A 13,807-nucleotide genomic window follows, 5' to 3' on the forward strand; every position below is an offset into this window, starting at 1 on the left:
GTATTTCGGCCCGGAAGGTCCGTCTGTCACCAGAGCGTCAGGGGCTCGGATTGAGTACGGTCTCTCGTTTCCGTCTGCCGCTGGTGCGGCAGGGTTGCGCCACCTGCCCGCCCCGCCTCCGCCTTGCGGCGGGGGCGGGTGGCGCGGGTCTTCTGGTCGGCTCCACGAGGCTTCGACACCGCCGGGGCGGTGTCCTGGTCTCCGGCCACTCCGGTACCAGTCACGCAGGCTGCCGCGAGGGCGGCGAGGTTGAGCGCGGCGTTGTCGTCCCGGTCGATGACCAGACCGCAGGCGTCGCATTCGTACGTCCGGACGTGCAGCGGCAGCTTGGCTTTCACCGCGCCGCACCCGGAACAGGTCTTCGAGGACGGGTACCAGCGGTCAGCGACCACGAGGCGGGTGGCGTGGCGCTGGCGGGTCTTGTAGTCGAGCTGGCGGCGGATCTCGCCGAATCCGGCGTCTGCGATCCTGCGGGCCAGGCGCCGGTTGCGGAGCATGCCGGCAACGTTGAGGTCTTCGGCCACGATGGTGCCGTACTCGGCGGCCACGGCGGTGGTGAGCTTGTGCAGGGCGTCTTCGCGGAGGTTCGCCACGCGGTGGTGAACCTTGTTCCGCCGGGCGTTGGCCTTCTCCCACCGCTTCGACGGCTGCCGTCCGGTCCGCCGGTCGGGGCCCCGGCGTCGGGACACGACGCGGCAGGCGCGGCGCAGCTGCTTACGCGCCCGGTCGTAGTGGCAGGGATTGGGCGCGGTGCGGATCTCGCCGGTGCTGTCGGCCATGACCGCGAGGGTCTTCACCCCGAGGTCGATGCCGACCGCGACATCCGGCCGCGTGACGCGGAGCAGGTCGCGCTTCACCTCCGCCTGGAAGGACACGAACCAGCGTCCGCGCTCGTGCCGCACCGTCGCGGACAGGATTCGGGCCGTCCCGGCCTGGACGCGGTCGAGGAGCTTCACCGTGGGTTCATGCGTGCGGATCGTGCCCAGGCGGGGTAGCGTGACGTGCCGGCCGTCGGAGTCCACGCGGATCGTGCCGGTGGTGAACCGGCAGGACATACGTGCCTTCCGCTTCGACTTGAACCGCGGCATACCCATCGCACGGCCACGGCGCTTGCCCTGCTTCGACTTGGCGTAGTTGTCGAACGCGGCGGCGGCGTTCGCGAGACCGGTGGAGTACGCCTCCTTCGAGTTCTCCTCCCACCAGCCCGCGAACCTCGGGTCAGTGTGCTTGCCCTCGTTGAACGCCTTCCGCAGGGCGGGCAGCGACCACGGCCGCCATTGCGTCAACTGTTCCTCGGCGACGCCGTAGGACTCCTCCGCGCGGCGCTGCCACCACGACGCCCCGACCCAGCCGACAGCCCAGTTGTACGCGGCACGCGCCGCGCCACAGTGCGAACGCAGCGCCTGCTCCTGGGAGACGTTCGGGTCCAGAGCGAGCCGGAACGCCTGCACCACAAAACCGGGCTGCGCCTGGAACTTCTTCACTCGGCGGCCTCGCCGGTCGCCACGGCCACCGCGCGGGCGGCGCGGTCCTTCGCCGCCCGCCGCCCGTACAGGCGGGCGCACATCGACGTGAGCACCTCGGTGATGTCCCCCACCAGGTCGTCAGCGGTCTCGGTGGGGTCGAGGACGACCAGGCGCCGTCCGGACGCCGACAGGACGGCTTCGAGATGCTCGACGCCGAACCGGGCCAGCCGGTCACGATGCTCGACCACGATCACCGCCGTCTGCGGGTCGGACAGCAGGCGCTGCAGCTTGCGGCGCCGTCCGTTCAGCCCCGAGCCGACCTCGGCGACGACCTCGGCGACGGCCAGGCCGAGCCCGTTCGCGCCGGCCACGACCCGGGCGGCCTGCCGGTCAAGGTCGGCCTTCTGGTCGGCGGACGACACGCGGCAGTACGCCACCACCCGCCCCGAGGCCGCAGAGACGGCCGGAGCCGGCTCAGCAACCAGCCACGTCCCGGACGGCGCCTGACGGACCGGAACGGGCATCTTCCCGTCCTTCACCCACCGCCAGGCGGTCTGGTAGCTCACACCCTGCTGCCGTGCCCACTCCGAAAGCTTCACAAGACCAAGATATTCGAGATGCACGACTAGAGGTGACCATGAATGACTAGAAAATCCGTAGCAGCTTTCACCCCCCCCGCGCCCCGGTCAGCACGACGAACGGCAGCTCGCCGGGGTGTTCGAGGGTGAGGGCACGATGCCGGTACGGCCGTAGCCCGACGACTCTCGGCACGAGCCCGGCCGGCTCGACGTCGAACAGCGTCCCACGCCCGTGCAACCGTCTGTCGCGTGATGACTGTTGGGTCACGAATCCTGACGCTGCGGGATCAGCCGACGGTGATGGCGTCCAGTTTCTCCCGCAGGTAGACATGCGAGTCGACCGGCGGGTACGCGACCCGGCCGACCGGTGGCGGTACGGACTCGACGGTCGTGCCCGGGGTGCACTCGCCGAAGTAGACCAGGGACATCAGCTCCTCGGCGGGCGCGTCCGTGGGCGGCGGCAGCACCCGGTGCCGGCCGGAGCGCCACCGGTCTCCGGTCCAACGGGCCATCAGGTCACCGATGTTGATGGTGAACGCGGCCGGGTCGAAGGGCGCGTCCTGCCAGCCGCCCTCGTCCGTGTACACCTGCAGCCCGCCCTTGCCGGCCTGCCGGTCCAGGATGGTCACCGTCCCGAAGTCGGTGTGCGGCCCGATCCGGAACTGCCCCGGCTCGGGCTCGCCGAGCACCTCGGTACCCGGATACCAGTTGATGTTGAAGCCGTACGTCGGATGGTCCATGTGCCGGGAGAAGAAGTCCCGTTCGAGCCCGAGCGCGTACCCGAGGAGGGCCAGCAGCTCCTTCTCCAGGTCGGCCATCCGCGCCAGGTACTCCTCGGCGAGGGTGCGCAGTTCGGGCACTTCCGCCGGCCACACGTTGGGCGCGTACCACTCCGCGTTGACCACCGGGTCGTCGAACGGCTCGTGCGTCGCGAAGGTCAGCGACTCCTTCAGGTCGGGCGGGGTCTCGGTGCCCTCAGAGTAGCCGTTGGCCTCCGCGCCGGGCCCGAGCCAGCCGCGTCCGCCGACCTTCGCCTCGTAGGCCCGCTTCACGTCCGCGGGCAGTGCGAAGAACCGGCGCGCGGCCTCCCGGACCCCGCCGCGCAGCTCCGCGTCGACCCCGTGCCCGGTGACGAGCAGGAAACCGGCGGTCTGCAGGGCGCTGTCGACGGTCCGGGCGATCGCCCGGCGGTCGTCCTCGCCGCCGTCGAGCCAGGGGCGCAGGTCGACGGTTGGGATACGCGGGCTGCCGCTCATGTCACTCACCGATGTCCTCGTTCCACAGGGCCGGGTTGTCCTTGATGAAGTCGCGCATCATCGCGACGCACTCCGGGTCGTCCAGGAGGACGATCCGCACGCCGTGGCCGGCGAGCCAGTCGTGGCCGCCGTGGAAGGTGGCCGCCTCGCCGATCACGACCCGGGAGATACCGAACTGGCGGACCAGGCCGGAGCAGTACCAGCACGGTGACAGGGTGGTCACCATGGTGGTGCCGCGGTACGTCCGCTGCCGGCCCGCCGCACGGAAGGCGGCCGTCTCCGCGTGCATGGAGGGGTCGTCGTCCTGCACGCGCCGGTTGTGACCGCGGCCGAGCAGGGTGCCGTCGGCGCCGTAGAGCGCGGCGCCGATCGGGATGCCCCCCTCGGCGAGTCCGGCGCGGGCCTCGGCGACGGCGGTGGCGAGCCAGGACCGGGCCTGGGTCCGGTCCAGGGGGGCCAAGGGGTTCAGGGGGTCCGGCGGATCCGTGGGCATGGGCTGCATGGCTTCACTCTCCTGTGGCCGAAACACGAGGGCAACGTGCGGAAAGTACCCTCCGGGCAACCCCCGGCCGGACGAAATGTCAGCGGCCGTGCCCGTCCCCTGGAGGTCGCCGTGCCCGCACTCACCCTCCGCGAAGTCCTCGCCCTCGACCCGGTGCGGGCGGCCCGCCCCGAACTCCTCGCCGGCGAAGGCGCCCTGGACCGTCCCGTCCGCTGGGTACATTCCAGCGAGGTCTACGAAGGCGCCAACTTCCTCGACGGCGGCGAGCTGCTCCTCACCAACGGCTTCGGGCTGACTGACGCCGGCGACGAGGTCCGCCGCCGGTACGTGCGGGAGTTGGCGGCGCGCGGCGCGGCCGGGCTCGCGGTGGAGGTCGGGCGGGCCCTGCCCGGCATGCCGCCCGAGGTGACCGACGAGGCCCGCCGTCTCGGCCTGCCGCTGCTCGCCCTGCACCGGGTGGTGCCGTTCGTGCGGATCACCGAGGCCGCCAACCGGGCGATCGTGGCCCGGGGCCTGTCCGGCCGCCGCACGGTGGTCCGGCCCTGGGGCGGCGACCACGCGGCGGCGCTGCTCGCCGACCTGGCCGACGGGCAGGCCCTCAACCAGCCCGAGGTGGAGGCGCGGGCCGCGCTCGCCGGGTTCCACCCCGGCCCCGGCGCCCGGCTCCTCGGCGTCTCGTTGCACGGGAGCCGCGGCGTGGGCGCGGTGGACCGGGCGGTACGGGCGCTGGGCGGGGGCGGGGTGCTGCGGGCCGTGTTCCCGGGGGACGTCCTCGCGCTGCTCGCGGTGCCGGCCGCGGTCCCCGGCGATCCGGTGCGGGCCGTTCAGGAGGCGTTCCGGGGCGCCGCCGAGCCGGGGGCCACGGTTGCCGTCGGCCACGCGGTCGGTCCCGGCGGCTGGCTGCACTGGAGCGAGACGCTGCGGGCGGCCCGGACCACCCTGGAACTCGCGCTGACCGTGCCGCCCGCGGAACCGGCCGTGCCCGAGGGCCCGTCGGTGACCTCGGCCCGTGCCCTCGCCCTGGAGCGGGAGCTGACCCGGGGCGGGGTCGCCGCCAACCGTGACCGCCTCGCCGCCCGCGTCCAGCACACTCTCGGCCCGCTGCTGGCCTGGGAGGCGGCCCACCCCAGCGACCTGGTCCGCACCCTGGAGGTGCACCTGCGGCACGGCTGCTCCCCGACCCGCACCGCCGCCCTCCTGCACATCGGCCGCCAGTCCCTCTACCAGCGACTGGAACGCATCGAGTCCCTCCTCGGCCTGGAGATCGACGACCCCGACCTGCTCGGCGACCTCCTGACGGCGGCCTGCGCACACCGGGTGGTACGGGGGACGGGGACGGCCCGGGCCCGGGGGCTGCGGACGGTGGCGTAGCGCCTGTTGTGGAAAGTCCCGCCGTCCGCCCTCGGGCGGGCCGAGCGGCGTCCGGTGCGTGCTCTCGGCGTGCCGGAGGCCGGCCTCGGGGGCACCCGGGGGCTGCGCCGGTCACGGGCTGCCTCTTCCGCGAGGGGCACCCCCGGCATCCGGTGCGCGGCGGCGCGGCCCGGGGCACCGTGCCGTACCGGGCCGCCGCCTCGCCCGGACGGCCCGCACCTGGTCGGCGGCAGCGGGTGCGCGCGCGGCTGGCCGCACGCACGCTGGGAGCGTGGTGATGATCGTGACGGTGGTGTCGGTGCCGGACGGGGGCACGACGCGGGTCTCCGTGGGGGAGGCGCGTCGGCGGCTGGCCACGGACACCTTCCTGCTCCTCGACGTCGAACTGCGGGAGCAGCAGGGCCCGGCGGAGGAGCCGGTGGCCCGCAGTCTCGGCCTCCCGGAGGAGGAACTCGAATGGTTCGGCAGACCGGAGGAGTCCGCGCGCGCCGACTACCTGGGGCAGGTCGCCGGATTCGTCGTGCCGATGGTCCACGACGGTGAGATCGCCCATGTGCACGCCCTGGCGGGCGACCGCTTCCTGGTGCTCGCCCACTGGGGCCTGCGGGTCGCTCTGGAACGTCACCTCGCGGCACAGGTGCGGCGGGAGCGGCCCGCCGACGCCGTGGCCATGCTGTTCCTGCTGCTCCAGGAGGCGCTCGCGACGTTCCGCCGCGCCGCGGTGGCCGCGCTGATCCAGGTGGAGGAACTGGAGGACGACATGTTCGAGAGGCGGCGGCCCGAGCAGTTCTACCTGCTGTCCCGGCTGCGCCGCCACTCCGCCGTCCTGCACCACTCGCTGCTGCCCTACCTCCAGGCGGTCGAAGAGGTGATCACCCGCAGGATGATGAGCCGCGACTTCCCGGAGGAACGGCAGCGGCTCGCCCGGGAGTTCCAGCGCACGGCGCGGCTGGTCCTCGCGGACATCGAGTCCCTCCAGGACGCTACCCGCCGGGCCTTCGCCAGCTACGGCTCCCTGGTCGCGGGCGAGCAGAACGGCGTCATCAACCGGTTGGCCATCGTCTCGGTGATCTTCCTGCCGCTGTCGTTCCTCACCGGGTTCTTCGGCATGAACTTCTCCTTCCTGACGAACCGGCTGGAGACCAGGGACGAGTTCTGGCTGCTCGCCGTGGGACTCCAGCTGGTCGCCGTGGCCGCCTCGCTCTTCCTGCTGCACCGCACCGGTGTCTGGCGCAGACTGCGCGACGAGGACTAGCAGGAGGGGTGGGGGCTAGGAGGTTCGCCGGCGCATCCGCAGCGCCGCGTACAGCAGGGCGCTCACCGCGAAGCCGACCAGCGGGGTGATGTCGCCGAAGGCCGGGTGGTGCTCGGGTACCCAGCCCACGTAGTCCTCCTGGTTGGAGAAGAGCGGGACGGAGACCGCGACGCCGGTCAACAGGGCGGCGAGCCCCGCCCAGTTGGTGAAGGAGCGGTCGGTGAGGCGGGCGGCGAGCTCCTCGTCCGCGGCGCTACGGCCCCGGAGCCACCGCTCCACCAGCACGACCCCCAGCCAGGGTGCCACCCAGTACGCGATGACCAGCAGGAACGCCTCGTAGGCCGCGCCCGCGTCGTCCAGCGAGGCCCAGGCGGCCGCCGTCCCGGCGAGGCCCGACACCACGACCAGGGCGCTGCGGCTCAGCCAGGTGGGGAGCTTCAGGCCGAAGGAGGCGATGGAGATCGCGCCGGAGTACACGTTGAGGGCGTTCGCCGAGACCCCGCCGAGCATGATGGCGAGCAGGACGAGGTCACCGAGCCAGCCGGGGAGGTGACCGGTGAAGGCGGCCGTCGGGGTGGCGTCCTTCGGGGCGACGATCGTGGCCGAGGCCGCGCCGATGACGGCAACGATCGAGACCGACACGAACAGGCCGACGGCCGGCCACAGGACCGTCTTCACCTTGCTCGCGGTGCGCGGCAGGTAGCGGGAGTAGTCGGTGGCGTACGGGTTCCAGCCCGCCGCGTAGCCCCAGGCGGCGCTGAAGGCGAGCAGGAAGCCGCCGACGCCGCCGCCCGAGCCGCCCGAGCCGAGGTCGGCGTCCTTGAACGTCCACACCCCGGCCAGCAGGAAGATCACCGCGAGTGCCGGGAACGCGTACTTCTCGAAGGTGTGTACGAAGTTGTGGCCGATGAAGCCGATCAGGATCTCGGCGACGACCACGAGCAGGAGGGAGGGCAGGGGCCGCAGGCCGGTCAGCGTGTTCAGGGCGAAGGCCGCGCTCACGCTGTTCACGGCGAACCAGCCGACGCCCGCGAGCAGGCCGTTGGCGGCGGCGGGCAGGATGTTGCCGAGGAAGCCGAAGGAGAAGCGGCCGATCACCATCTGCGGGACGCCGAACCGCGGCCCGTCCAGCGACAGCACGCCCTGGGTGACCGCGCCGAGCGCGGTGCCCAGCAGGATCGCGGCGGTCGCCGTCCAGAAGTCCAGTCCGAAGAAGAGGACCGCGATCACGCCGATGTAGACGGTCGCGAACTCGATGTTGGGGGACGCCCAGGTCCACAGCAACTGGAGCGGGCTGCCGTGGCGTTCGGCGTCGGGGATCGGTTCCGAGCCCGCCGCCTCCACGGCGATGACCCGGTCGCCGTACTCGGGCGCGATACTGGTGGTGGAACCGGCGGGAGCAGTCGTCATACGAGGTAAGTGTCGGGATCGCTCCCGGTGCGGCCCAGGGGCGCACTGTCCGCTTCGGGCGGCGCACCGGCGTACAACCTGCACGTACAGGGGAACTCCCGAAGGCCCGGAGTCCTCGGAAGCTCCCCGGACGGTTCCGGCCGCGGGCCGGTGCGTACGTTACGCGGCGAGACGGTCCGCCAGTTCCTTCGCCTTGCTGGCCGCGTCCTGGAGGGCGCGGTCGCGGGAGGCCTCGTAGAGCGGCACGAGCTCGGCCATCGCCGGGTTCTGCGGGGCCATGGTCAGCTCCGGCACGATGAAGTCGACGTCCATGCCGAGACCTTCGGACAGCAGCGCGGTCAGGTAGTTCTGGACGTACTCGAACTGCTCCCGCGGGGTGCCCGGCGCGTACGAGCCGCCGCGGCTGGCCACCACGGTGACCGGGGTGCCCTTGGCTGAGGGGTTCTCGCCCATCGTGCGGTTGTACAGGACCACGTTGTCCAGCCACGCCTTGAGCGTCGAGGGGACCGTGAAGTTGTACATCGGGGCGCCTATGAGCACCGCGTCCGCCTGCTCCAGCTCCTCGATCAGCTTCAGCCGCGTCGCGAAGGCGTCCGCCTGCTCGGGGGTGTGGGTGGCGGGGTCGGCGAAACCGGCCGTGTGGGCGGCCGCGGTGAGGTGCGGCACCGGGTCCGCCGCCAGGTCGCGGTAGACCACCGTGCCGTCGGGGTGCTGCGCCAGCCAGGCGGTGCGGAAGGCGTCCGTGACGGCACGCGAGGAGGAAGCTCCGTCAGGGAGGAGGGACGAGTCGATGTGGAGAAGAGTGGCCATGAGAGGTCTCCGGATACACGGGCCCGAGGTCGGGCCGCAGCAACTAAGAATTCGTACTCGACTATAGATAGCACAGGTACTTACTTTTTCTCAGTCCCCCTCTTTTCGGGGGCTGTATCCTGACCCCATGGCGGTGGAGCAGGCGCATGACCCGGAAGCGTGCAAAGGCGTCGACGCCGGCATCACGCGCGTCTTCCACGTGCTGGGCAAGCGCTGGAACGGCCCGATCCTGTCCGTCCTGATGGACCGGCCGACGCACTTCGCCAACCTGCGCCGCGCCATCCCCGGTATCAGCGAACGCATGCTGTCCGACCGGCTCGCCGAACTCGGGGCGGCCGGGCTCGTGGTCCGCGAGGTCGACGAGGGCCCGCCGCTGCGGGTCTCCTACCGGCTGACCGCAGCGGGGGCGGCGCTGGAGCCGTCGCTGGAGGCGCTCGGGGACTGGGCGCGGGAGCATCTGCCGGATTCGCCCTGCTGAGCGCCGCTCAGTCGGGGAGCCGGTCCAGGACCCAGCGTGCGAGTTCCTCGGTCATGGAGGCGTGTGCCTCGTTGGCGGAGGAGAGCAGGAAGTCGTCGGCCTCCGAGTCCTCCGGCGGGAGCTCGCCGATGTCGGCGTAGAGATCGTCCTGCTGGTCAAGGTCGCGGATGGCGACGGCGCTGACGGAGGGGACGAAGCACACGCTGCGGTGGGCGGCCTCGGTGTCCTCGCCGGCGGCGGCGAGCGCGTCGGCGAGGAGACCGAAGGACTCAAGGGTGCCGCCCGGTGCGCCGTCGAGTTCGGGGAAGCCGTCCGTGGTGATCGCACGGGGGCCGCCGAGGACGCCGTGCACCGCGGCCACCTCGGCCTGCCGGCCCTGCGCCTGGGCGAGGAAACGGGTGCCGTCGAAGAGGGGGCCGGCGCAGCTCAGGGTCTTCGCCCCGGCGCGGACGCCGTTGCCGGTGCCGTCGCCGCGGCCGCTGGAGACGGCGAGGACGCGGGGGAGACAGGGCCAGCCGCCGACGTCGTGGAGCTTCCGCTTGAACTCGGTCCGCAGGGGGCTCTCCTGAGGGGTGGCGCCGATGCCGTCCAGGTGCCGCCAGAGGATTTGCCGGGCGGCGGGGCTGCTGATCTGGCGGAGGTAGGTGTCGTCGTACGGGGCGAGGTGGTGGGCGAAGGCCTGGAGGCCGATCGGCAGCCAGGCGCCCCGGTGCGGGCTGTCGAACGAGAGGCAGACGCCGGTCCGGTGGTCGAGGCGCTGTGTCTCCATCCTGGCCAGCGCGTACCGGGCGACCAGGCCGCCCGTGCCGAACCCGCCGACGAGCAGCCGGGCGCCGCCCAGTTGCTCGGCGACGGTCCGCATGACCGCGGCGGTCATGGTCTCGGCGTTCTGGAGGACGGACGCGCCGCGCTCCGCGAACCCGACGAGGACCAGCGTGCGTCCACGGCGCCGCAGTTCGCTCACGAACGGGAACGGACCGTTCTCCATCCTGTTCCAGAGCCAGTCGAAGTCGGTCGGCCCGAGGCCCAGCCCGTCGGCCAGGACGACCGGCCGGACCATGCCCTTGGGGCCCGCCCCGTAGTACACCCGGGCTCTGCCGCCGGGCAGTTCCCACTCCTCGTCGGCCGAGGGCGCCGGCGCGGCCGCCCGTGCGTCCACCGGGGTCACGAGTCCGAACGACCCGGCGGCCCGCTTCGCCCTCTCGACCATGCTGTCGGCCACAGACATCCCTCTCCACGCTGCCGGCAACGGTTCGGGAGCCATCCTCCGCGTGCGGACCCGAGAGCACGCGCTTTCGCCATGTTTTCACCAATGCGTGTTAAATAGCGCGATTTGTGGGCGGTGGAGTTCCGAAACGGTCACGAAGGGGTTCTGAAAGGGTCCTGAAGGGCAGACGCGGGGGCAACTTGCCGCACAGGGTTCGGATTTGGTCATCCGCCACGCGTCCCGGTCCTATGCTGACCGCGACGTGGGGAGCAAGCGGCGCGGGAGGGATCGTGGCAGCTCTGGAGCCGGGCGATCCGCCCTCCGTCGGGGAGTACCAGCTGCTGAGACGGCTCGGCGTGGGCGGAATGGGCCGGGTCTACCTCGGCCGCTCGCCGGGTGGCCGGGCCGTCGCCGTGAAGGTCGTACACGCCGAACTGGTCGCCGGGCAACCGGAGTTCCGGTCCCGTTTCCGCCGTGAGGTGGAGGCCGCGCGCAAGGTCAGCGGTGCGTTCACGGCGCCGGTCGTGGACGCCGATCCGGACGCGCCGCTGCCATGGCTGGTCACCAGCTACATCGCCGGGCCCTCGCTGCAGGAGGCGGTGGCCGAGCGGGGGCCGCTGCCCGCCCCGGACGTGCTCGCGCTCGCCGCCGGACTGGCCGAGGCGCTCACCTCCATCCACGCGGCCGGGCTGGTGCACCGCGACCTCAAGCCGTCGAACGTGTTGCTCGCCGAGGACGGGCCGCGGGTCATCGACTTCGGCATCGCCCGCAGCGTCGAGTCGGCCACCATCACGCGGGCCGGGCTCATGGTCGGCTCGCCCGGCTTCATGTCGCCGGAACAGGTGGCGGGCCGGGAGGTGACCGGGGCGAGCGACGTGTTCGCGCTGGGCGCGGTCCTCACGTTCGCGGCCACCGGCGGCAACCCCTTCGGCGACGGGGCGACCCCGGCCCTCCTCTACCGGGTCGTGCACGACGAACCCGACATCGGAGCCCTCACGGATCCGGCGCTCGCCGACCTCGTCGCCCACTGCCTGGCGAAGGACCCGGCCCACCGGCCCGCCCCGCGCGAGATCCTGACCCGGATCGCCCCCGCCACCGACGCCACCGCGTTCCTGCCCCGGCCGGCGACGGTCCGCCCGGACCAGCACGTGATCCCGGCACCGCCGCCCGACACCGACACCGTCACCGCCACCCGCCCGGTCACCCGGCTCGACCCGGCTCCGCCGGTTCGACCGGTCCAGCCGGTTCGACCGGTTCCGCCCGGGCGCGTGGGCCGCCGCGCGCTGCTCCTCTCCGGCGGAGCACTCGCGGTCGCCGCGCTCGGGGCCGTACCGGTCGCGCACGTCCTCGACCGGGGCCGGAGCGGGAAGTCCCCGCAGGGCTTCGCCGGGGCCGGTGGCGGAGCCGTCTCCGTGCCCTCGCCGCTCGCCGCGTGGCCACTGGACGAGACCTCAGGGACGGTCGCCGCCGACGACACCGGCCGCTACGACGGCACCGCGACCTCGGTCGGCTGGGGCCTGGGCAAGGACGGGTCCGCGCTCTTCGACGGCGGCACCAGCCAGATCGTCACCCGGGGGCAGGTGCTCACCACCGCCGAGGGCCCCGGCTTCACCGTGTCGGCATGGGTGTGCCTGACCCGTCTGCCGACGTCTTTCGCCACCGCCGTCGCCCAGGACGCGGGCGACGTCAGCGGCTTCTACCTCCAGTACTCGCCCGTCGAGAACCGCTGGGCCTTCGCCCGCCCCGGCGGCCTGCGCGCCCTGTCGTACAGCGTCCCCGAGGCCGGGACCTGGACCCACCTGGTCGGCGTCCACGACGGCCCGCGCAAGCAGCTCGTCCTCTACGTCGGCGGCACCCAGGAGGCCGGCATCGACGACACCAACCCCACCGCCGCCCCCGGCTCCCTCACCATCGCCCGCGCCGCCGGCCCCGGCGGCCCCACCGACTGGTTCCCCGGCTCGATCAAGCAGGTCCAGGTGTTCCAGCGGCCGCTGACGGCGGCGCAGGTGAAGGCGCTGCTCTAGTAGGACTCCGTTAGGTCTTTCTGTCCATCGTGTTCAGCGGCATGGTGGGAGTGTGGACGCACATGAAGTGAACCGCGCTCGGGTGAAGTTGGCGTTGTTCGTTGCTGACGTGTTCGCGTCGGTGCCGCGCAAGGACCAGCGGGCCAAAGGCGACTGCTCTCTGCGCGGGCCGATGCTGGAGGGGCGGCGGAAGTCGATCCAGCCGATGGCGGAGCGGCTGCCGGACGCAACGAGCAGAACCTTCCCAGCAGTTCGTGAACCAGTCGACCTGGGATCCGGTGCCGGTGCGCCGGAGGATCGCGGAGCGGATGGTGCCGAGAATCGGCCCGGACGCCTGGGCGGTCGATGACGTGTCGTTCCCCAAGGACGGCAGGATGTCGGTGGCGGTCGCTCCCCAGTACTGCGGCGCTTTGGGCAAGCAGGCCAACTGCCAGGTCGCGGTGAGCGTGCACGCGGTCTCCGACACGGCCTCCTGTCCGCTGCAGTGGCGGTTGTTCGTGCCCGAGGAGTGGGCGCACGATCCGGTACGGCGGCAGAAGACCGGGATACCGCAGGAGGTGGGGCACCGGGAGAAGTGGCGCCTGGCCCTGGACAGCATCGACGAGCTGGCCGGGTGGGGCCTGGTGCCGCCGGTGGTGGTGGCCGACGCCGGATACGGGCAGAACGCCGACTTCCGCGACGGTCTGAGCGGGCGGGGCATCGGATATGTCGTGGCCCATCCGTTCGGACGTGACCGTCCACCCGCACGACGCGCAGCCCACCGCCCCGGCGTGGTCGGGCAACGGCCGCAGGCCGCAGCCCCGCTACCGGGACAAACCGTCTGCGGTGTCCGCGCTGGCGTCCGGCCATGGACGGCAGGCGTTCACCGAAACGGCCTGGCGTGAAGGCTCCCGCGGACCGATGCGCTCGCATTTCCTGACGCTCCGGGTGCGGCCGGCCGGGATCAGGGCCCGTCGCCTGGCCCAGGCCGCCGCCACCGCGCAAGGGGGCTTGTGGGACGGTGTCCTGCCCGAGATCACCCTGCTGGCCGAATGGCCCGAGGACGCCGAAGCACCCACCGACTACTGGCTGTCCAACCTGCCCGCCGACACCCCGCCGGCCGAACTGGTCCGCCTGGCCAAGATCCGCTGGCGCATCGAACACGACTACCGGGAACTCAAGCACGGCCTCGGCCTGGACCACTTCGAGGGCCGTTCCTGGAACGGATGGCATCACCACGTCACCCTGGTCACCGCCGCCCACGCATTCCTCACCGAACAGCGCCTGGCCCCAAAAGCCGATACAGCGGACTCACCCTCTACCAGACCCTCGACGCCATCCAGGACCTGCTGAACTGCTGGACCGGCACCTGCACCACCTGCCACCAACCCCTGCCCAGAACAGCCGTCACCAGCCAGAACCCAAGATCCAAAGCAACCTGACGGAGCCCTACTAGGAACGGTTTTTCGAG

At 72.2% G+C, this 13,807-nt stretch carries 13 protein-coding genes and 2 pseudogenes; 8 read left to right on the top strand and 7 right to left on the bottom strand.

Annotation, left to right across the window (positions count from 1 at the left end):
* Positions 1-26: 26 nt before the first annotated feature.
* The 4 genes from tnpB to LQ326_RS06865 all read right to left on the bottom strand — a co-directional run bounded on the left by tnpB (position 27) and on the right by LQ326_RS06865 (position 3,793).
* The gene (gene tnpB / locus LQ326_RS06850; RefSeq protein ID WP_234533761.1) at positions 27-1,484 is read right to left on the bottom strand and encodes an IS607 family element RNA-guided endonuclease TnpB; all 1,458 of its coding nucleotides are present in this window, start codon (positions 1,482-1,484) and stop codon (positions 27-29) included.
* Entirely contained in the window at positions 1,481-2,065 is a 585-nt protein-coding gene (locus tag LQ326_RS06855; RefSeq protein ID WP_234533763.1) for an IS607 family transposase, read from the bottom strand. Before LQ326_RS06855 ends, tnpB begins: the two co-directional genes overlap by 4 nt.
* A gap of 266 nt (positions 2,066-2,331) precedes the next feature.
* Positions 2,332-3,300, bottom strand: a complete 969-nt coding sequence (locus tag LQ326_RS06860) for an isopenicillin N synthase family dioxygenase (RefSeq protein WP_234533765.1) — start codon at positions 3,298-3,300, stop codon at positions 2,332-2,334.
* Between the two features lies 1 nt (position 3,301).
* Positions 3,302-3,793 (bottom strand): nucleoside deaminase, encoded by a 492-nt coding sequence (locus tag LQ326_RS06865; RefSeq protein WP_181808904.1) that lies wholly within the window; start codon positions 3,791-3,793, stop codon positions 3,302-3,304.
* A 120-nt stretch (positions 3,794-3,913) separates the two neighbouring features.
* Here LQ326_RS06865 and LQ326_RS06870 point away from each other — a divergent pair, with 120 nt between their 5' ends.
* Both LQ326_RS06870 and LQ326_RS06875 read left to right on the top strand, forming a co-directional pair.
* Complete coding sequence (locus tag LQ326_RS06870) at positions 3,914-5,173, top strand: PucR family transcriptional regulator (RefSeq protein ID WP_234533767.1); 1,260 nt, start codon at positions 3,914-3,916, stop codon at positions 5,171-5,173.
* Positions 5,174-5,450: 277 nt separating this feature from the next.
* A complete protein-coding gene (locus tag LQ326_RS06875) occupies positions 5,451-6,428 on the top strand; it encodes a magnesium transporter CorA family protein (protein WP_234534246.1) in 978 nt (325 codons plus the stop codon).
* A gap of 15 nt (positions 6,429-6,443) precedes the next feature.
* On the opposite strand, the gene LQ326_RS06880 is transcribed toward LQ326_RS06875, so the two are convergent.
* Positions 6,444-7,838: a purine-cytosine permease family protein gene (locus LQ326_RS06880; protein WP_234533769.1), complete on the bottom strand. Its 1,395-nt coding sequence runs from the start codon at positions 7,836-7,838 to the stop codon at positions 6,444-6,446.
* Between the two features lie 159 nt (positions 7,839-7,997).
* Complete coding sequence (locus tag LQ326_RS06885; protein ID WP_234533771.1) at positions 7,998-8,648, bottom strand: FMN-dependent NADH-azoreductase; 651 nt, start codon at positions 8,646-8,648, stop codon at positions 7,998-8,000.
* A gap of 127 nt (positions 8,649-8,775) precedes the next feature.
* Between LQ326_RS06885 and LQ326_RS06890 the strand changes: the two genes are divergently transcribed.
* On the top strand, positions 8,776-9,126 hold the full coding sequence (locus LQ326_RS06890; RefSeq protein WP_234533773.1) for a winged helix-turn-helix transcriptional regulator: 351 nt from the start codon (positions 8,776-8,778) through the stop codon (positions 9,124-9,126).
* Positions 9,127-9,133: 7 nt separating this feature from the next.
* Here the strand turns inward: LQ326_RS06890 and LQ326_RS06895 are convergent, their stop codons facing one another.
* Complete coding sequence (locus LQ326_RS06895; protein WP_234533775.1) at positions 9,134-10,354, bottom strand: esterase/lipase family protein; 1,221 nt, start codon at positions 10,352-10,354, stop codon at positions 9,134-9,136.
* Positions 10,355-10,623: 269 nt separating this feature from the next.
* On the opposite strand from LQ326_RS06895, the gene LQ326_RS06900 reads away from it, so the two are divergent.
* The 5 genes and pseudogenes from LQ326_RS06900 to LQ326_RS49110 all read left to right on the top strand — a co-directional run bounded on the left by LQ326_RS06900 (position 10,624) and on the right by LQ326_RS49110 (position 13,689).
* A complete protein-coding gene (locus LQ326_RS06900) occupies positions 10,624-12,357 on the top strand; it encodes a protein kinase domain-containing protein (RefSeq protein ID WP_234533777.1) in 1,734 nt (577 codons plus the stop codon).
* A gap of 121 nt (positions 12,358-12,478) precedes the next feature.
* Positions 12,479-12,706, top strand: coding sequence for a hypothetical protein (locus tag LQ326_RS49095; RefSeq protein WP_434056946.1), 228 nt, complete (start codon positions 12,479-12,481; stop codon positions 12,704-12,706).
* Positions 12,642-13,133 (top strand): annotated as a pseudogene (locus LQ326_RS49100) (IS701 family transposase); the annotation flags it as partial. The gene LQ326_RS49095 and the pseudogene LQ326_RS49100, both read left to right, overlap by 65 nt.
* Positions 13,087-13,197 (top strand): annotated as a pseudogene (locus tag LQ326_RS49105) (hypothetical protein); the annotation flags it as partial. The pseudogenes LQ326_RS49100 and LQ326_RS49105, both read left to right, overlap by 47 nt.
* A 60-nt stretch (positions 13,198-13,257) precedes the next feature.
* Complete coding sequence (locus LQ326_RS49110; RefSeq protein ID WP_434056947.1) at positions 13,258-13,689, top strand: transposase; 432 nt, start codon at positions 13,258-13,260, stop codon at positions 13,687-13,689.
* Positions 13,690-13,807 lie beyond the last annotated feature (118 nt).

This window comes from Streptomyces shenzhenensis (genome assembly GCF_021462265.1).
Classification (GTDB): domain Bacteria; phylum Actinomycetota; class Actinomycetes; order Streptomycetales; family Streptomycetaceae; genus Streptomyces; species Streptomyces shenzhenensis.